Genomic DNA, 18557 nt, shown 5'->3' with positions numbered 1-18557 from the left:
CATTTCCATGGCTGATACCCGGCACTTCCTCGATCTCTCCGCCATGTCGGCCGAGAACCTGCGCTCCATCATCGATGATGCGCGGGTGCGAAAGGCAGCGACCAAGGCCGGGACAGCCGAGAAGCCGCTGGCCGGCAAGATGCTCGCCATGATCTTCGAAAAGCCTTCGACGCGGACCCGCGTGTCCTTCGATGTTGGCATGCGGCAGCTCGGCGGCGAGACGCTGTTCCTGTCGGGCACGGAAATGCAGCTCGGTCGCGCCGAGACCATCGGCGATACCGCCAAGGTCCTCTCGCGCTATGTCGATGCGATCATGATCCGCACGACGGACCACAGCCGCCTGCTCGAACTTGCCGAACACGCCACCGTGCCCGTCATCAACGCGCTGACGGATACGACGCATCCCTGCCAGATCATGGCTGACATCATGACCTTCGAGGAGCATAACGGCCCCGTAAAGGGCAAAACCATCGCCTGGACGGGCGATGGCAACAACGTGCTGCATTCCTTCATCGAGGGCTCCGCCCGTTTCGGCTACACGATGAAGATGGCCGTGCCGCTCGGCTCCGAGCCCGACGACAAGATCCTCAACTGGGCGCGCAACAATGGCGGCAATGTCGTCCTGTCGCACGATCCGGAAAAGACGGTGGCCGGAGCCGACTGCGTGGTGACGGACACATGGGTGTCGATGAACCAGGAACACCGCGCCCGCGGCCACAATGTCTTCCAGCCGTATCAGGTCAATGCGGCCCTGATGTCGAAGGCGGATGAGAACGCACTGTTCATGCACTGCCTGCCGGCGCATCGTGGCGAGGAAGTGACCGACGAGGTGATCGACGGCCGCCAGTCCGTCGTGTTCGACGAGGCCGAGAACCGCCTGCACGCGCAGAAGTCGATCCTTGCCTGGTGCCTCGGCGCGCTTTGAACGCTTCCCGTCGGCTTGCAGCGCCGAAACCTTGAAAACCGGCATCCGGCTCCCGATCTAGGGGCCAAGCGGGATGCCACGGTTTTTTGCTGGCATTTCATATCAATCCAATAGAATGGAGTTGCGGCTTGCGATTCCCGGACCTGTCCGGGGAGCTGTCATCTGCGTTCGGGCTCGCCGCGGCGAGTCTTGCATCAGGAGTATGGACATGGTGGACAAGGGACCAGATCTCGGCGAATTCGGCTATGCGGGCGATGACCGCGTCGTGCCCTTTCAGGTGGAAGGTCTCGATGTGCGCGGTCGCGCCGTCCAGCTCGGACCGATGCTGGACGCGATCCTCGAACGTCACAATTATCCGCTTCCGGTCGCGCGCCTCGTGGCCGAAACGGTGGTGCTGACGGTGCTGCTTGGCACCTCGCTGAAGTTCGACGGCAAGCTGATCATCCAGACGAAGAGCGATGGTCCTGTCGACCTCGTCGTCGCCGATTTCTCGACGCCCGACCGCGTGCGGGCCTATGCCCGCTACGACGAGGAGGCCTTGGCCAGCGCCATCGAGAAGGGCGAGACCGATTCACAGGCTCTTCTCGGACAGGGCGTTCTCGCCTTCACCATCGATCAGGGCGAGTTCACCCAGCGCTATCAGGGCATTGTGCCGCTTGACGGCGCCTCGCTCGAGGAGATCGCCGGCGTCTACTTCCGCCAGTCGGAGCAGATCCCCACCAAGGTGCGCCTCGGCGTCGCCGAGCTTCTGGATCGCGACGAGAACGGCAAGCCGCGTCACCGCTGGCGTGCCGGCGGCATGGTCGCGCAGTTTCTGCCCGAAGCACCGGACCGGATACGCCAGCAGGACCTGCATGGTGGCGATGGTGCCGAGAGCTTCGATGGCAGCGTGGACGATCTGTGGGACGAAGCCCGCGTGATGGTGGAGACGATCGATGCCGACGAGCTGACCGACCCAACGGTCGGTACCGAACGGCTGCTCTTTCGTCTGTTTCATGAGCGCGGGGTACGGGTCTATCCGCCGCAGGCGGTCTACGACCAGTGTGCCTGCTCGCGCGAGAAGCTTCGCGATGTCCTCGCCAGCTTCAGCCAGGAGGAGATCGAAAGCACCGTGGAGGATGGCGTCATTTCGGTGACCTGCGAGTTCTGCTCCACCACCTACACCTTCGAGGCGACGGAAGTCCGTCCGCAGTAAGCCGACCCGGCGAGACCTTGCCGAATAGGCTCCCGGCTCTTGCGGCCGGGGGTCAGTTCAGCGTGCGGCTGAGGCCGGGCAGATCCAGCGAGAAGGCGGGAATATCCACCGTGAAGGTCTCACCTTCGGGCGTCTCCATCGCGTAGTGGCCGAACATGACGCCGGATGGCGTATCGAGCGGGCAGCCGGAGGAATATTCGAACGTGTCGCCGGGGTTGAGAACCGGCTGCTCGCCGATCACGCCGGGGCCGTTCACCTCGTCCACCTGCCCGTTTTCATCGGTAATGTGCCAGTAGCGCGTCATCAGCCGCACCGTCTTGACGGAGCGGTTGGAGATCAGGATCCGGTAGCCCCAGACGTAGCGCCCGTCTTCGGGATCGGACTGATCCTCCAGATAATAAGGCTCTACGGTGACCTCGATGTCCCGTGTCAGCGCGCGATACATGATGCAAAACCTTTCCAGTCGCTGAGCTCTATTCTAGAGCCAGATGGTTTCCCGAAGAATAACGCCCGCGGAAAGTGTGTTGCAGCGCGGCACAAAGAAAAATCGCGCCCGTGAGGCGCGATTTTCAAGCGTTTAGCGATGGCAGAAGAGGTGACTCAGGCCGAAACGGCCTTGAGCGCCCGAGCGAAATCCTCGATCAGGTCGTCGCTGTCCTCGATCCCGGCCGAGAGGCGCACTGTGCCGTCGGAAATCCCGAGCTCGGCGCGGGCGTCCTCGGCAAGGTTCTTGTGTGTCGTCGTCGCCGGATGCGTGATCAGGCTCTTGGCGTCGCCGAGATTGTTGGAAATCTTGACGATCTCGAGCGCGTTCTGCAGCGCGAACGCCGCATCCTTGCCACCCTTCATCTCGAAGCAGACCAGCGTGGAGCCGCCTTTCATCTGCTTGGCGATAATGTCGGCCTGCGGATGATCTTTCCGGCCGGGATAGATCACGCGGGCGATCTGGTTCTGCTCGGCAAGAAAATCGGCAACCTTCGCCGCGTTCTCGCTCTGCTGGCGAACGCGCAGCGGCAGGGTTTCGATGCCCTTCAGCAGCGTCCAGGCGTTGAACGGCGACAGGGCAGGGCCCGTGTGGCGGAAGTAGTCGTGCAGATGCTCGTCGATCCAGTCCTTCGACGACAGGATGACGCCGCCGAGGCACCGGCCCTGGCCGTCGATATGCTTGGTGGCGGAATAGACGACGACATGCGCGCCGAGTTCGAGCGGCTTCTGCAGCAGCGGCGTCGCAAAGACGTTGTCCACCACCAGCTTGGCGCCTGCCGCATCGGCAAGCTTGGCTACGGCCGCGATATCGACCACTTCCAGCGTCGGGTTGGTCGGGCTTTCCAGGAAGAAGACCTTGGTGTTCGGGCGGATCGCCTTTTCCCAGTTCTCGATGAACCGGCCATCGACCAGCGTGCATTCGATACCGTAGGTCGGCGCCAGCGTTTCCACGACCCAGCGGCACGAGCCGAAGAGCGCGCGGGCCGCAACGATATGATCGCCGGCCTTCAGCTGGCAGAGGATGGCCGCCGAGACCGCCGCCATGCCCGAGGCCGTCGCGCGCGCATCTTCGGCGCCTTCCAGCAGGCACATGCGCTTTTCGAACATGTCATTGGTGGGGCTGCCGTAGCGGGCATAGATGAAGCCGTCCGTCTCGCCCTTGAAGCGCGCTTCCGCGGCTTCCGACGTCTCGTAGACGAAGCCCTGCGTCAGGAAGATCGCTTCGGAGGTTTCGCCGTGGCTGGAGCGGGTGGTGCCGCCGTGGACGAGCTGTGTCGCCGGGCGCCATGTGTTGTTTGCCGTGCTCATCAATTGTCTCCTTCCAGAAACAAAAAAACCGGTCGCGTAAAGCAGACCGGTTCGAGCCCGGTCTTTTTAGCCATTTGTTTAACGTGGCTGCAAGCCGACCGGCCAAATCACCACGGGATAAGTTCCCATACGTCTTCGCCCCGCTTGCGTCAATCGGCCGTATTTGGTTTTGTCGGCCTCTAAAAAAGGATGATGGCATGGCGCGCGAAACGGGCATTCTGGCGGATAGCGCAATCGCTTCGCTGTTCGAGCAAGGCCGTCTTCTCAGCGAAGGGCCGCTGGACGACGACCAGATCCAGCCGGCGAGCCTCGACCTGCGGCTCGGCGCCCGGGCCTTCCGCGTGCGCGCGAGCTTCATGCCGGGTCCGGGACATCTCGTCGCCGACAAGCTCGATCGCCTCAAGCTGCATGTGATCGACCTGAGCGAAGGGGCCGTGCTCGAAACGGGCTGCGTCTACATCGTACCCCTCATGGAAAGCCTCGATCTGCCCGCCGCGATGTCGGCTTCGGCCAATCCGAAAAGCTCGACCGGCCGGCTCGATATCTTCACCCGCGTCATCACCGATCGCGCGCAGGAGTTCGACAAGATCCCCGCCGGCTATCGCGGCCCGCTCTACCTCGAAATCAGCCCGCGCACCTTTCCCATCATCGTGCGGCGCGGCTCGCGCCTGTCGCAGATCCGCTTCCGGGTGGGCCATGCACTGCTGACCGAGACCGAAGTTCTCGAGCTTCACCGCACCGAGACGCTGGTGGCGAGCGATACGCCGAACGTGTCCGGCGCCGGCATCGCGCTGTCCATCGACCTGAAGGGGACCGGCGAGGACGGGCTCATCGGCTATCGCGGCAAGCACCACACGGCGGTGGTGGATGTGGACCGCAAGGGTGCGCACGGGATCTACGATTTCTGGGAGCCGCTCTACAGCCGCGGCGCCGACGAACTCATCCTCGATCCCGATGAGTTCTACATTCTCGTCTCGCGCGAGGCCGTGCACGTCCCACCGCTCTTTGCAGCGGAAATGACGCCGTTCGATCCGCTGGTCGGCGAGTTCCGCGTCCACTATGCCGGCTTCTTCGACCCCGGCTTTGGCCATGCGCAGGCCGGTGGCACCGGCAGCCGCGCCGTGCTCGAAGTGCGCAGCCACGAGGTGCCTTTCATTCTCGAACACGGCCAGATTGTCGGCCGCCTCGTTTACGAACACATGATGGAGCGCCCGAAAGGGCTGTATGGCTTGGGTGTCGGCTCGAACTATCAGGCGCAGGGCTTGAAGCTTTCCAAGCATTTTCGCGGCTGAGAAGCGCGTTTCGAAGCCTCGTTTTTTCGCTTGAGGATTGACACGCCGCCGCATCTGTTGGATGTCTGGCGCATCGGCGGGTGTAGCTCAATGGTAGAGCAGCAGCTTCCCAAGCTGAATACGAGGGTTCGATTCCCTTCACCCGCTCCAGCTATCTCAGGGGTTCGAGCGAAACGGCGTATCACTGAGCCGGTTCCTGGACCAAAAATCTCAATCAGAATGATTCTTCGAAGAAAATTCGGTTTCGACTTGAAGTCGTCACATTCGGCTCCTATATCTCTCTTATCGGCAACCGGTCGAGCGTTTCGAAAAGAGATGTTCTCGGGTCCGATACAAGCTTTCGTCGATTTGACCACGGATGTACTGGCAACTTGATAAAAGCAAATGAGGAAGGTCGGTGCGGTTTCGCCCCGGCCTTTTTTATTGTCCGAGGCGATCTCGAGATATTGGCCCACATCAAGCGATGGAACCCCGGCGACTAAGCCAGGGTCACGCCATGCAGTCGCGAGAGTTCGTCTCTGACGCTCTCGATCTCCTGCTCTATCCTCGCCGCATTCCAATCGAGCGCCTGCCCGGCAATCTCCGCGATACGGCGAAGGAGACGCAGCGTCAGCGTGCCCGTGACGGCAAGCGCCGTGCGGCGAAGCACGATATCGGCGAGCCGTCCCACCTGCTCATTGCGTACGAGATAATCGATCTCGCCCTCGACATGGTCCGGCGCGTCAGGAAGGGGGGCAGCACTTGACGCGGCGATGTGCTGAGCCACGGCCCGCGCCGTCGTTCCGTAGCGGGCAAACAGCGCCTCCGTTTGCGCTTGGGGAAGGCCTGATGTCGCGGCGATATCGGCCACCAGCCGGTGGCGTGCAGCATCGTCACCTGGATAGTCGCGCCCGCCACCGATGGGCATGGCCTCCGTCGAAACCGTGCGCGTCCGACCAAGACGATTCAGCACGGTGTCGGCTACCTCTTCCGCATAGCCGCGAAAGGTCGTCCACTTGCCGCCGACCAACGACAGAACGGGGAACGGACGGTCTCCCGTCGGCTCCAGCACCGGCGTCACGTGATCGCGGCTGATCAGGCCGGGATCGCTCGCATTATTAGCCGGCAAAGGACGGATGCCGCTATAGGTGTAGACGATCTGGCTGCGGTCGAATGACATCTTCGGCAGGAGCTTGCCGAGGCTGTCCAGAAGATACTCGATCTCGTCATCTTCGCAGCGCACGCTGTCCGGCTGGTCGGCCTTGATGTCGGTCGAGCCGACCATCGCGCGGCCGAGATAGTCGAAGACGAGGCAGATGCGGCCGTCATCGGCCTCGAAGTAGATCATCCGGCCGGCGAGTTCCTTCAGCAGCGCATCGTGGCGCAGCAGGATGTGCGAGCCCTTGGTTCCCCCGATCATGCGGGAGGTTTCGCCGAGCGTCGCATTGACCGTGTCGATCCAGGGCCCGCCGGCATTGACCACGAGCTTCGGCTTCACGCGCAACTGCGCGCCGTCGAGCAGGCTGGAAATAATAAGCGTATCGCCGGCGCGGCTTTCCAGACGTGCATGATTGACGGCGGCGGAGGTGGGGCTCGCCGCGAGGCCGTCGCGCACCAGTTCGGCCACCAGTCGCTCGGGATGCGTTACGGTCGCGTCGTAATAGGTGCCGGTGGCCACGATGCGCGGCGTCAGCGCCGGCAGGCTGCGCAGCGATGCGGCCTTGCCCGCCATCGTGTGCCGCGGCATCACCCGCTGGCGGGCGCCATAGGCGTCATACATCGAAAGCCCGGTCTTGATCAGAAGCGCACCGCGGCTGCGCGGCGTTCCCTTGGCACCGAAGAGCGTGCGCACGGCCGACCAGACGCCTTTTGTCCAGGAAAAGATTGGAATGACGGTCGCGAGCGGCTTCACGTAATGCGGCGCGTTGCGCAGCAGCAGGTTACGCTCGTAGGTGGATTGCGCGACCAGCCGCAGCTCGCCCGTTTCTAGATATTTCAGCCCCCCATGGATCAGCCGCGAGGGTGCGGCACTCGTGCCGGAGCCGTAATCCGACTTGTCGAGGATGAGGCAGGTGAGCCCCTGTGCGCAAAGATCGCGAAACAGACCGGCACCGTTGACGCCAGCGCCGATAATGACGACATCGACGGTGCCGGTTCTGGCGATCGCTTCCATGCGCTCAGCCATGCCGCCCGGCCAGCGCGTCTCGTTGACGGTTTCGCTCATGATGTCCTGCCTGTCTTGGTAATGCTGAGGGGAACGCCGCGTGCAAGAAGATCGGCGCGGACGCTGTCTGCCAGCCGGTCGGTGGCCAGCACGGCATCGAAGGCCGTGAGGTCGGCAAAGACGTTCAGGGCTACCTTGCCGAATTTGGAGGAGTCGAGCAGCAGGATGCGGCGCGAGGCCGCGGCCATCATCGCCTGCTTGACCTTTGTCACCTGCGCATCCTGGATGAACGCCGTGCCGCCTTCCACCGCCGAGGCCGAGCAGAAGAACACGTTGGCCCGCAACGCTGCCACGGCGCGCTCGGTTATCAGGCCGATGAAAGCATTGAACGTGCGGTGATAGGTGCCGCCAAGGCAGAGCACCTCGATTTCGTCGTTGTCGATCAGCCTGTTGGTGGAGACGAGCCCGTTGGTGATCACCGTCAGCGGCCGTACGCCGACGAGAAGGTCGGCAAGGGCGGCACCGGTGGTGCTGTCGTCGAGCATCACCGCCTGTCCCGGCTCCACATGGGCAAGGGCGGCGCGCGCCAGCGCTGCCTTCTCCGATTTGCCAACGGTCTCGCGGTAGCGGAAGGCGCTCTCGTAAAGGCCGGATGGCTGAACGGTGACGGTGCCGTGCAGCTTGCGCAGCACGCCCTGATGGGCGAGGCGATCGACATGGCGGTGGATCGTCATGCGCGACACGCCGAAATGCGTGACGAGATCCTCGATGCGTGCCTGTCCGGCCTGCATGATGTAGTCGGCGATCTCGTCCCGGCGCGCATCGGCTTTCATGTCGCGATGGCCTTCCGCGAGCCTTCCGCCAGCCGTTCGATGGCCCGCCAGTGCGGCTGCATCGCTTCCGCCATCTCGCGGTAAAGGGTGTACCGTGCCGCAAGGGCCGCTCTTCGCTCAGCGTCCGGCGTGTGGCTGCGCAGGATCGTCGTGGTCTGGCGTGCGCCGGCCTGCGGGCTGTCATAGAGGCCGATGGCTGCCCCTGCCGTCAGTGCCGCACCCCAGGCTGCGGCTTCATCCGCCGAGGTCACATGCACCGGCAGGTCGAGCGCGTCGGCAAACATCTGCGACAGCGCAGGGTTTCGCGCGCCGCCGCCCGAAATCCGCGCCTCCGTGATCGGCATGACGCTCCGCAGGTCGTCCACATGAGCCTTGTGGTTGAAGACGATGCCTTCGAGCACGGCCTTCAGCATGTCGCCGCGATCGTGCCAGCCGTGAACGCCGAAAAAGCCGGCGCTCGCCGTGCTGCCATAGGGCGAACCGAACAGGTAGGGGTGGAACAGGATATCGGACGGACGACCGAAGGCGGCATCGAGTTCCGGCTTCAAAAGCTCGTGAACGCCAGCGCCGCTTTTCGCAGCTTCGCTCTGCTCGGCGCGGCAGAACTGGTCGAGGAACCAGTCGTAATTTGCGGTGGATGCCGGGGAAACGGCCATGTTGTTCCACTGTCCGGGCTCGATGGCGCTTCGGCAATGCCAGCGCGGATCGGTCACCGGCCGGTCCGTCACCACTTCGTTGATCGAATAGGTGCCGGCAACGATCGACAGCAATCCCGTCTCATGCCCGCCGATCCCCAGAGCCGAGGCCGTCACGTCGTGCAGCCCGGCAGCGACGGGCGTTCCCTCCAGAAGCCCCGTCAGCGCAGAGGCCGCGGCCGTGACGCCGCCGACGATCGCGGCCGATGGCGCCATATCGGGAAGCGCGTTCCACAAGGCATCCAGGCCAAACAGCGCCAGCGCGTCGCGGTCGAAAGCCTGTGTCGCGACATTCGTGAAGGAGATGCTCGCCTCCGTCCGGTCCGTACCGATCGTGCCGGTCAGGCAGAAGCGGAGCCAGTCCTTGCAGGCCAGCACATGGCCGATGCCGGCGAACCGTTCCGGCTGGTTGTCGCGAATCCAGGCAAGGATGGCCGATGGCGCGGACGCATGCGGAGACTGGCCGGTGAGTTTGAGCGCCCGCGCGGCGATCTCCGTCGCGTTCCACGCATCGGACAATGCACCGGCGCGGCTGTCGAGCGACAGGATGCCAGGCCCGAGCGGCCGGCTGTCGCGACCGAGAACATAGACGCCATCGCCATGCGCAGTCGCAGCAACCGCTTTGATGTCGGATGGACGGCAGCCGGCTGTCGTGATCGCTTCGCGGATCGCCTCGGCCGTGGCCGCCCAGAGCCCATCCATATCGCGCTCCACCCAGCGCGGATGCGGAAGGGACTGCGCGACCCGGCGACGCGCGACGGAAATCGGCGTTCCATCCGGCCGGAAGACGACGGCCTTCGTCACCGTCAGTCCATTGTCGATGCCGAGCAGGCAATCCATCGTATCGTCCTCCCATCCCCACCCGAAAGCTGCAGCCTTCGGCATGGGGGTAACATACGGATGTGTGATATTCCCGTCAATTGGCGTGACACGGCCGTGACCTTCAAAGGGATGTCACGCAAGTTCTCCAAGGCAATACCGCGAAAGGCTGGTTTTGCGTGCGGCGCAGCATCGGTCGCGTTGCAAGATCGTCTTTTCTTGGTTACGGCTTTAAGGGTCAGTCAAAAATGACACATCGATTCAACAAGGATCCATGATTTCGTGACGATGGAAGACGATGTAGCCCAAACGTTCGATCTGGCGCCTGTCGCCATGTGGATCGAGGATTTCAGCGGCGTCCACGCCTTGTTCGAGACATGGCGTGGAGAGGGCGTCGAGAACATCTCCGCTTTTCTTGCCGAAGATCCTGCGCGTGTGGCAGCCTGCTCCAGCCGCATCAAGGTGCTGAAGGTCAACAAGCGGACGCTGGACCTGTTCGAGGCGCGCGACCTCGATCATCTGGTCGAAAACCTCGGCCTCGTCTTCCGCGACGACATGCTGACCAGCCATATCAGCGAACTCTCGCAGCTCTTCGACGGCAAATCCGCCTTTTCCAGCAATGCCATCAATTACACATTGGGCGGGCGCAGGCTCGACATCCAGCTGAGAGGCAATGTGCTTCCGGGCCACGAAGGAACGCTGGCCCGGGTCCTTCTGACCACGGAAGACGTGACGACGCGCGAAACCGCGGCCCGCGCGGAGCGGGAAAGCCGCCAATATGCGGAAGGGATCTTCGAACACTCCCCGGTCTCGCTCTGGGTGGAAGATTTCAGCCGGATCAAGATCTTGCTGGACGACGTGCGCCAGCGCGGCATCGTGGACTTCCGCGTGTTCACCGACGTTCATCCCGAGTTCGTCACGCAGTGCATGAGCGAGATCCGGGTGATCGACGTCAATCAGGCGACACTCGATCTTTTCGGCGCGCCCGACCGCCGGACGCTGTTCCATCGGCTTGCCGAGATCTTCCGCGGCAACATGCAGCAGCATTTTCGCGAGCAACTGATCGAGCTCTGGAACGGCAACCTGTTCCACCATCGCGAAGTCGTCAACTATGCGCTCGACGGGTCGGAGCGGTTCGTGCTGCTGCAGTTTTCCGTCCTGCCGGGACACGAGGACGACTGGTCGCTGGTGCAGGTCGCCCTGACCGACATTACCGCCCGCAAGAAGGCCGAAGCCTATCTCGAATATCTCGGCAAGCACGACGTTCTGACCAAGCTGCACAACCGTGCCTTCTACATGGAGGAGCTGAACCGGATCGAGCGGAAGTCGCTACGCCCGGTGTCCGTCGTCATTCTCGATCTCAACGGTCTGAAGGAGGCGAACGATCAGCGCGGCCACGATGCCGGCGATGCGCTTCTGCGGCGTCTGGGCGAGGTGCTGAACGAGGCGGTGAGCGGTCCCAATCGTGCCGCCCGCATTGGCGGCGACGAATTCGCCCTGCTCATGCCCGGTGCCGACGAGATGGCGGTGGCCGCGATGATCGAGAGCATCGACGATCTCCTGAAGATCAACAACCAGTTTTATCCCACGGGCACGCTCAGCGTCTCCATGGGCCGCGCAACCAGCTTGGCCGCGGAGAGCATGGAAGCCCTGGTCAAGCGCGCCGATATCGACATGTACAAGCAGAAGCAGGCCTACTACAACCGCGCTGCGGCCAATCGGAGGCGCTGACCGCCGGCTCCCGTCCGTTGTTTTGCCGCATTGTCCGACGCCAAAGCGAGTCCGCTTCGGCTGGAAATGCTCTATGGCTTTGTGGGCCGGTGCGGGGTCTTGTTCCAGACGAACGGCTTGCGATAGAGCTCGATGATGGCGGCCCAGGCCGCGCCGGAGATCATCAGCCAGTAGACGGATACGGCCCGCCATCGTCCACCCACCGCCCGCCACTCGTCGGCGCTCATCGACTTGCGGCCGAGCTGGATCACGATGGCGTAGCTCCCGATGACATTGAGGATATCGAGGAGCATCAGGCAGGAGGCAAGGATCGTGTCTCCGCTCGAAAGGTTGCCGGCCAGCAACGTCCAGCCGAGATAGAACAGGAATGCGATGGTCAGCGGATGGCTGAGCGCCGACAGGATCATGCCGGCCACGAGGATCTGCGAGGTTGCGAAGGCCTTCCATCCCATCTGTCGATGGAGACGTCCGGGGTCGCGCATGATCACGAGCCATGTCTGCAGCCAGCCCTTGTACCACCGCGTCCGCTGCGCAAACCAGGCTGCCGTGTCCGTCGGCGCGTCCTCGAGCGTCGGGCGGAGGATCATCTGCGACCGGTAGCCCAGCCGATGGAGCCGCATGCCGAGATCCGCGTCCTCCGTCGTATTGAAGGGGTCCCAGCCTCCGACCGCCTTGAGAACATCCACACGAAAATGGTTCGAGGTGCCGCCGAGTGGCAGAGGGAGACCGGCAGAGGACAGGAAGGGCAGGAGCCCGCGAAACAGCGCGGCATATTCGAGCGCGAACATCGCGCTGAGCCAGCCCGCTTTAGCATTCGTGACGACCAAAGGCGACTGGAGGCACGCAACGCGCGGATCCGCGGCAAGAAAGACGGTATGAGCCTCCCGCAACTGCCCCGGGTCCGGCCGGTCCTCCGCGTCGTAGATGGTGAGAAACGCGCCGCGCGCACCGGGCAGGGCATAGCTCAGTGCCTTCGGCTTCGTGCGCGGCCCGGCCGGGGGAACGCGTACGATCTCGTATTCGGAGGATAGCGACAAGGCTTCCAGCGCCGCGAGCGTTTCGCCATCGTCGGCCTCGCAGATCAGCTTGATATCGAGGCGCGACCGGGGCCAATCGAGACGGTCGAGGGCTCCGACCAGTTGCGCCACCACCTCCGTCTCGCGGTAGAGAGCGACGAAGATCGAGTAGACCGGAAGAGGGCCCGTCTGCTGCCCCTCAAGCCTCTCGACGGATGGCAGCTTCGTTACGACTTTTTTCACATGGAGGAGAGCTCGCGCACGCAGGAAAAGCTGGCAGAAATAGAGGCTGGTCAACAGGAGATGCGTGACCAGCAGCCAGACGAGAGGCGCAAGAAAAGCGGAGAAAACGAAAATCGAAAGCCCGAGCCCGGCATAGAATCCCTGCTTGCCCCAGAAGACGATGCGGGCGCTATGCAGTGGCGATGCCTCGAAGAGGAGGCTGACCGTGTCGCGCACGCGCCGCTCCCGGCCCGCCGCCCAGGCAGCTGTCCGCACCGCACGCGGCGTCGACACAGCCAGGATTTCGGTAAGCGCCGGCCGTCGATCAAGCGTCAGCGCGAGGTCGTGGATCTGGCTGAGTTTGGGCACGATGACGGTGATCGCCGGACGGCTGGAATGGTAGAGGCGCAGCATGTCCGGTAAGACGAGCTGCGCATCCAGCGTCTCGGCATCATGAACCTGATCGACATCGATCTCCGCCATGAACGGCAGCCCCAGCAGATCCGCCAGCGCCTCGAAGTACAGCGTATCGACGATCTCGCCGGAGGCCAGAAGCTCTTCCTCGGCGGTTGTTCCGTTTTCCTGTGCCCGCAGCATCATGCGGGCGATCGTCGGCTTGCCGATGCCGAGCTTGAGAAGCAGGCGTCCTTCGCGCAACAGATCGACCGAAAAGGCGGGTAGAGGCGTGTTTTCCGAAACGGCACGCGCTCTTCGAGTAGCCATTCCCGGCAGCGACGGGTAGTCTAGGACACGCATGAACACCTCGTCGCAGACAGCGTCGGCCCTTGAAGACCTGAAGCCGGAATTTGATGAGAATGATACGGATTTTCTCAATTCAACCGATCATTAGGATAATCTTAATCATCTTTGTGACGGCTTGGATAGGGGGTATCGCAGTGCACGCGGCAGAGCCCATGCGCGAGCTGCCTTTGTCCTTCGACGCCCGCGAGCGGATTGCAAAGCCGGATCTCAGCGGGCTTGCACGCTTGCGGTTCCTGACCACCGTCGATTTCCCGCCGTTCAACTTCATCGATCAATCGCAGAAGCTGTCCGGCTTCCACGTCGATCTCGCCCGCGAGATCTGCCGGGTTCTGGAGATCGAGGCGAAGTGCCAGATTCAGGCCGTAACCTTCGAGGAACTGCAGCCGGCGCTGGAGGAGGGGCAGGGCGAGGCTGTCCTTGCGGGCGTTGATATGACGGACGAACTTCGCCAGCGCTTCGCCTTCACGCGGCCGTTCCTGCGTCTCCCCGCCCGCTTTGCCGCCCGGACATCGGCAGGGATATCGGGAGGCGCAGCCGCCAAAGTCGACCTGTCGGCAATCCTCGCAAAGCCGGTCGGCGTCGTCGCGGGCACGACGCATGAGGCCATGTTCAAGGCGTTCTTTCCAGCAGCCACCGCGCAGGCCTTTCCCGACCGCGCGGCCATGCTGCAGGCCTTGAAGGCGGGCACGGTGAATGCGGTCTTCTCGGACGGCATGCAGCTGTCCTTCTGGGCAGCCTCGGCCGATGCGGCAGCCTGCTGCGCGCTGGTCGGAGGCGCTTACGTCTCCGAGCATTTCCTCGGCGAAGGCCTGGCGATCATGAACCGGAAGGGCGATCCGGCCCTGACGCAGGCGCTGGATCACGCGCTTCTGGAGCTATCCCGCAGCGGCCGCCTCAACGAAATCTATCTGCGGTATTTCCCGACCGGTATCTACTGATCGCGCTTCCGGGCGTCCGTTTAGAGTTTGTCAGGGATAAGTGGAATCCGGTTATCCCGAAGAGACAAACGACGACAAGGGAATCCAGAGTTTGGCTGGTTCAGAATGAACCTGGCGGACTCTAGAACCGCATGCGGGCCTGCGCGCCACGCTCGATGGCGGCGCAGACGAGCTTGTCGAGGCCGAGACGGTCGCGCAGCAAAGCGAGGAGCCGCAGCTCTTCGGTGCGGATATTGAGATCGACGGCCGCGATATCGACGGCCAGCGCATAGGCCGTCTCGAACAGCCGCGGCGGCAGGGCTTCCCGCACCAGCTCCAGCAGAATATCCAGCCCCTCTGGTGCCGACAGCAGGGTCGCGCAGCGCTGTGCCACGGGCACGAGGTCGTCTGCCTCGAAGTCGTCGAAGACGGGCAGGATACGGGAGAGCTTGCCGATCCGCTCCAGCTCCTCGTCGCTCATGGCGCTATCGACCGCGGACATCATGACCATGACGTGGATCAGGGCTTCCTGGTGGGTCAAAGTTTGGGACATGCGATCTCCGGGGTTCATCCGCCCCGCACGTATAGTCGCCGTAACGTCGTTGCAAGGCATGGGCTCGGTGTGCTGCACCTTCGATGCTCCAACCGCAGGCAGAACGTCCGAAATATCAAGGCGCAAGACCCTGAAAAGGCGGGGAGGGCTCCGTGCCTGCGCGGTAGAAACCCTTTGCCGTGGTCTTCGCGGATGCTACCGCTGCCGTCAGGGCGGTATCGTCTCCGTCCACCTCCGCCCAGCCATTACGGGCAAGCCAGAGGGCAGGATCATCGGTGCCGACCGTGCAGCGCGCCGTCACCGTTCCGCTCCATCCGCCTTTCGGCGTCTGACAGGTAAAAGCCCGGGCGCGAATGAAATTGCGGAAGGCGGTGCGGGCAACGGTGCCACACGGCCAGTCACCCGTCGTCGCCCGGCAGATCCGGTCGGCCGACTGCGGCTTGACGCCCGCGATCTGGATCGTTCGTCCCTCGAACTGGACAAGACCGGCCGACAGAGCAACGGGATGCCGGAGAATGGTCTCCTCCAGCGTGGCCGGATCGACCGGCACCTCGCCTGGCGGCGCCAGGGATTCCGAATCCACCGCCGGCGGCTCGGGAACCGGGACCGGCGTCACGTCACCCTCCGGCGTCTGTACGTCGGGAGAAAACGGCATCGCCTCCGTGCCGGGATCGGCGGGGACATCATTACTGACAGCAGGATCTTCGCCGATCATTGGCACGTCGCTGAGATCGGGCGTCTCCAGCGTCATCTCCGGTACGGCCGTGCTCTCCGCGCCCGTGATCGCCGACTTGCCCGCCAGAAGCAGGCCGAGGGTCAGGACGACGCAGAGCGTGGGGCCGCCGATACGAAGTAGGGAACGTTGCATGAGGAAAACGGTCCTACTGGCTCGCCCAGATGATCCGGGCAATCCACTCCACCTCGGAAAGGTCGAAGCTGCGGTTCGGATGTTCGGGGTTGAGGGAGTGAAGATCGATGCCGCGCGCGCTTTGCCGCATCAGCACCTTGGCCATGACCTCGCCTTCGGTGGTCTTGACGACGACACGGTCGCCACGGCGAACCTGCGCGCCCGGCTCCACGATCAGCACATCGCCATCCCGGTAGAGCGGCTGCATGCTGTCGCCCTGGATTTCCAGCGCGTAGACGCCCGTTTTCGTGCCGGCCGCGGGGAAATCGACCACGTCCCAGCCCTGGCCTGCGGGAAAGCCGCCATCGTCGAAAAAGCCGCCAGCACCCGCCTGCGCAAAGCCGAGGAGCGGAATGGCACTGGACGGAGCCAGCGTTTCCGGGCTGTCGTAGCCCTTGCCGCCGTCCGGCCGCAGGAATTCCATGAACTGCCCGATGGTCGAGCCTGTCGCGTCGAGAACCTTGGCGATGGATTCGGTGGATGGCCAGCGCTCACGCCCATCGGCGGACTGGCGCTTGGATTTGTTGAACGACGTCGGATCGAGGCCGGCACGCCTGGCAAGCCCCGACGGCGACATCTGGTGCCGCTCCGCCAAGGCGTCTATCGCATGCCAGATACGCTCATGTGACAGCATCGTCCCGGGGTCCTGGTAATCTTGGTGTCCTGGTCAAGGTGTCCGGATGACATGTCCGGGGAAGCGGAACCTCTCCTCTATCCGGCAGGAGACTAGCCAAAAAGCAGCATCAAGTAAAGAATGCGAGGAAAATAATCCTTGTCCGCCCACGCGTAGCGCTTTTGTTGAAATGCGTCTCCCGGCACCTATACTTGCATTTCCCGACGACGTCAGGCCGACCCAGTCGCATTCCAGCATCCAGACGAGCGAGGCGCCGTGCTCTCTACCCTCATCCGCTCAGAGCGGCTCATCCTCGTTGCCATTGCTGCCGGTATCGCCGGTTTTTCCGCAGAGCACACGCTGATCGGCATGGGGCAGGTGGCATCGCTCGCCGGTGCCGTGTTCCTCATCGCCGCCATCATTCTCGCCTCCATGCGGGTGGCGCACCATGCGGAAATCCTCGCGACCAAGGTTGGCGATCCCTATGGCACGATGATCCTGACGCTGTCGGCCGTGCTGGTCGAGGTGGTCATTCTCGCGATCATGATGAGTTCGCCCGAGAGTTCGCCGACGCTGGTGCGCGATACGATCTATTCCGCCGTCATGCTCGATATCAACGGCATTCTCGGCATCGCCGCGCTTCTGGGTGGCCTGAAGCATGGCGAGCAGCCCTATAACGATGATTCCAGCCGCACCTATTGCGTCATGATCCTGACGGCCATGAGCATTTCCATGATCGTGCCGGAATTCATTCCGCAGGCGAAGTGGCACTTCTATTCCGCCTTCACCATCGTCGCCATGATCATGCTCTACGCCGTGTTCCTGCGCATGCAGGTCGGTGCACATAGCTATTTCTTCAGCTACAGCTATCCGAAGACGCGCCGCGAAAGCGCTGGCGGCCACGTCGAGGAACCCCAAAGCACGACGCTCTCGATCGGCGTTCTCGTTTTCGGCATCGTCGTCATCGGCGTTCTTGCCGAAATCATGTCGACGCTGCTCAATACGGGCCTGGAGGGTACCGGCGCGCCGCCGGTTCTCGCCGCCATCGTGGTCGCTGCCATTTCGGCCGCGCCCGAGATCATGACGGCCATGCGCTCGGCGCTCGCCAATCACATGCAATCGGTGGTCAACATCGCTCTGGGTGCCTCGCTGTCGACGGTCATCCTCACCGTCCCGGTCATGGAGGCGATCGCGCTTTACACAGGCCAGCCGTTCATCATGGCGATGACGCCGGTACAGACGGTCATGATCACCATCACGCTGATCGTCGCCGCCATCAACCTCAACGACGGCGAGACCAATGCCATCGAAGGCATGACCCATTTCGTGCTGTTCGCCACCTTCATCATGCTGTCCTGCCTCGGGCTCTAGAGAAATTCCAGCAAAAGTGCGCAGCGGTTTTGCGTCCGGAATTGCGTTAAAACAATGAGATAGAGCGTTTCCGCGATTCGCGGAAACGCTCTAGGACCTGTCGGCAATCAGACGGCGGAAGGCGGCGAGCGTCTCGTCGCTGACATGGTGCTCGATGCCTTCGGCATCGATGCGGGCCGTCTCCGGGCTGACGCCGAGACAACGCAGAAACTGCTCCACGGTCTGGTGACGCTCGCGGCTTTCGGCCGCCATCTTCTGCCCGGCCTCCGTCAGGAACACGCCGCGATAGGGTTTGCGCGAGACGAGGCCATCGGCGGCAAGCCGTGCCAGCATCTTGGCGACGGTCGGTTGCGCCACGCCCAGACGGGCGGCGATATCTACCTGACGCGCCTCGTTGCCGTCATCGATCAGGTCGGCGATGAGCTCGACATAGTCCTCGACTAGAGCGCCGCGCCGCGCTTCCCGTGTCTGGCGAAAGCCCTCGGAGTGAATGTCGGCGTCCGGAAGAGGATCCGCGCGGGGAATGGTTCGACGCGCCACGTATTCCTGATCCTTCCAGTTCGTATGCCTGAATGGGCATGGCATCGGTTTTTGCGTGTCTAGCATGCGCGCCGGATTTGCCGAATGGCTTTATCCGCTCTTCCACCGTCACAATTCGGGCACCGCCACAATGCGTGCACCGCTACAATGACACCGCACTGCGGAAAAAAGCAAGATCGATGAAATATAGCATATTGCATAATGTTGGGGCCTGCCCTAATTTTCCGCC

Annotated in this window: 16 protein-coding genes, 1 tRNA gene and 1 riboswitch; of the genes, 7 read left to right on the top strand and 10 right to left on the bottom strand. The window is 63.0% G+C overall.

What is annotated here, in order from left to right; all coding sequences use genetic code 11:
• The first annotated feature begins 7 nt into the window (after nucleotides 1-7).
• Both argF and C8J33_RS10070 read left to right on the top strand, forming a co-directional pair.
• Complete coding sequence (argF, locus tag C8J33_RS10075; protein ID WP_110727133.1) at nucleotides 8-925, top strand: ornithine carbamoyltransferase; 918 nt, start codon at nucleotides 8-10, stop codon at nucleotides 923-925.
• Nucleotides 926-1133: 208 nt separating this feature from the next.
• Entirely contained in the window at nucleotides 1134-2120 is a 987-nt protein-coding gene (locus C8J33_RS10070) for an Hsp33 family molecular chaperone (RefSeq protein ID WP_132663996.1), read from the top strand.
• A 52-nt stretch (nucleotides 2121-2172) separates the two neighbouring features.
• Here the strand turns inward: C8J33_RS10070 and apaG are convergent, their stop codons facing one another.
• On the bottom strand, nucleotides 2173-2565 hold the full coding sequence (gene apaG / locus C8J33_RS10065) for a Co2+/Mg2+ efflux protein ApaG (protein ID WP_110727130.1): 393 nt from the start codon (nucleotides 2563-2565) through the stop codon (nucleotides 2173-2175).
• Nucleotides 2566-2720: 155 nt separating this feature from the next.
• Complete coding sequence (locus C8J33_RS10060; RefSeq protein WP_132446093.1) at nucleotides 2721-3914, bottom strand: O-succinylhomoserine sulfhydrylase; 1194 nt, start codon at nucleotides 3912-3914, stop codon at nucleotides 2721-2723.
• Nucleotides 3915-3959: 45 nt separating this feature from the next.
• A riboswitch (SAM riboswitch) is annotated at nucleotides 3960-4038 on the bottom strand.
• Nucleotides 4039-4111: 73 nt separating this feature from the next.
• Between C8J33_RS10060 and C8J33_RS10055 the strand changes: the two genes are divergently transcribed.
• Nucleotides 4112-5206 carry a 2'-deoxycytidine 5'-triphosphate deaminase gene (locus C8J33_RS10055; RefSeq protein ID WP_132663994.1) on the top strand — a complete coding sequence of 365 codons (1095 nt, stop codon included), beginning with the start codon at nucleotides 4112-4114 and terminating at the stop codon, nucleotides 5204-5206.
• Nucleotides 5207-5282: 76 nt separating this feature from the next.
• A tRNA-Gly gene (locus C8J33_RS10050) sits at nucleotides 5283-5356 on the top strand.
• A gap of 328 nt (nucleotides 5357-5684) precedes the next feature.
• Here the strand turns inward: C8J33_RS10050 and C8J33_RS10045 are convergent.
• The 3 genes from C8J33_RS10045 to C8J33_RS10035 are packed head-to-tail and all read right to left on the bottom strand — an operon-like array spanning nucleotide 5685 to nucleotide 9717.
• A complete protein-coding gene (locus C8J33_RS10045) occupies nucleotides 5685-7370 on the bottom strand; it encodes a glycerol-3-phosphate dehydrogenase/oxidase (RefSeq protein WP_132664524.1) in 1686 nt (561 codons plus the stop codon).
• Between the two features lie 35 nt (nucleotides 7371-7405).
• Nucleotides 7406-8182 carry a DeoR/GlpR family DNA-binding transcription regulator gene (locus C8J33_RS10040; protein ID WP_132663992.1) on the bottom strand — a complete coding sequence of 259 codons (777 nt, stop codon included), beginning with the start codon at nucleotides 8180-8182 and terminating at the stop codon, nucleotides 7406-7408.
• Entirely contained in the window at nucleotides 8179-9717 is a 1539-nt protein-coding gene (locus tag C8J33_RS10035) for an FGGY-family carbohydrate kinase (protein ID WP_132664523.1), read from the bottom strand. The genes C8J33_RS10040 and C8J33_RS10035 overlap by 4 nt, the downstream gene beginning before the upstream one ends.
• Nucleotides 9718-9984: 267 nt before the next feature.
• Between C8J33_RS10035 and C8J33_RS10030 the strand changes: the two genes are divergently transcribed.
• Nucleotides 9985-11427, top strand: a complete 1443-nt coding sequence (locus C8J33_RS10030) for a sensor domain-containing diguanylate cyclase (RefSeq protein ID WP_132664522.1) — start codon at nucleotides 9985-9987, stop codon at nucleotides 11425-11427.
• 71 nt (nucleotides 11428-11498) lie between these two features.
• Here C8J33_RS10030 and C8J33_RS10025 read toward each other — a convergent pair whose 3' ends face one another.
• Entirely contained in the window at nucleotides 11499-13421 is a 1923-nt protein-coding gene (locus tag C8J33_RS10025) for a glycosyltransferase family 2 protein (protein WP_132663990.1), read from the bottom strand.
• Nucleotides 13422-13579: 158 nt separating this feature from the next.
• Here C8J33_RS10025 and C8J33_RS10020 point away from each other — a divergent pair, with 158 nt between their 5' ends.
• Nucleotides 13580-14365 (top strand): transporter substrate-binding domain-containing protein, encoded by a 786-nt coding sequence (locus tag C8J33_RS10020; protein ID WP_245507101.1) that lies wholly within the window; start codon nucleotides 13580-13582, stop codon nucleotides 14363-14365.
• 121 nt (nucleotides 14366-14486) lie between these two features.
• Here C8J33_RS10020 and C8J33_RS10015 read toward each other — a convergent pair whose 3' ends face one another.
• From C8J33_RS10015 to C8J33_RS10005, 3 genes are all read right to left on the bottom strand, one after another.
• On the bottom strand, nucleotides 14487-14897 hold the full coding sequence (locus tag C8J33_RS10015; RefSeq protein ID WP_132663986.1) for a tellurite resistance TerB family protein: 411 nt from the start codon (nucleotides 14895-14897) through the stop codon (nucleotides 14487-14489).
• A gap of 115 nt (nucleotides 14898-15012) precedes the next feature.
• Nucleotides 15013-15765, bottom strand: a complete 753-nt coding sequence (locus tag C8J33_RS10010) for a thermonuclease family protein (RefSeq protein WP_132663984.1) — start codon at nucleotides 15763-15765, stop codon at nucleotides 15013-15015.
• Nucleotides 15766-15778: 13 nt separating this feature from the next.
• Nucleotides 15779-16438: a S24 family peptidase gene (locus tag C8J33_RS10005; RefSeq protein ID WP_132663982.1), complete on the bottom strand. Its 660-nt coding sequence runs from the start codon at nucleotides 16436-16438 to the stop codon at nucleotides 15779-15781.
• 348 nt (nucleotides 16439-16786) lie between these two features.
• Between C8J33_RS10005 and C8J33_RS10000 the strand changes: the two genes are divergently transcribed.
• Nucleotides 16787-17788 carry a calcium:proton antiporter gene (locus tag C8J33_RS10000; protein ID WP_110733445.1) on the top strand — a complete coding sequence of 334 codons (1002 nt, stop codon included), beginning with the start codon at nucleotides 16787-16789 and terminating at the stop codon, nucleotides 17786-17788.
• A 90-nt stretch (nucleotides 17789-17878) separates the two neighbouring features.
• On the opposite strand, the gene mntR is transcribed toward C8J33_RS10000, so the two are convergent.
• Nucleotides 17879-18328, bottom strand: coding sequence for a manganese-binding transcriptional regulator MntR (mntR, locus tag C8J33_RS09995; RefSeq protein WP_113149243.1), 450 nt, complete (start codon nucleotides 18326-18328; stop codon nucleotides 17879-17881).
• Between the last annotated feature and the right edge of the window lie 229 nt (nucleotides 18329-18557).

This window comes from Rhizobium sp. PP-CC-3G-465 (genome assembly GCF_004343445.1).
GTDB classification, from domain to species: Bacteria; Pseudomonadota; Alphaproteobacteria; order Rhizobiales; family Rhizobiaceae; genus Ferranicluibacter; species Ferranicluibacter rubi.
This window is presented reverse-complemented; position numbering and strand designations above follow the sequence as displayed.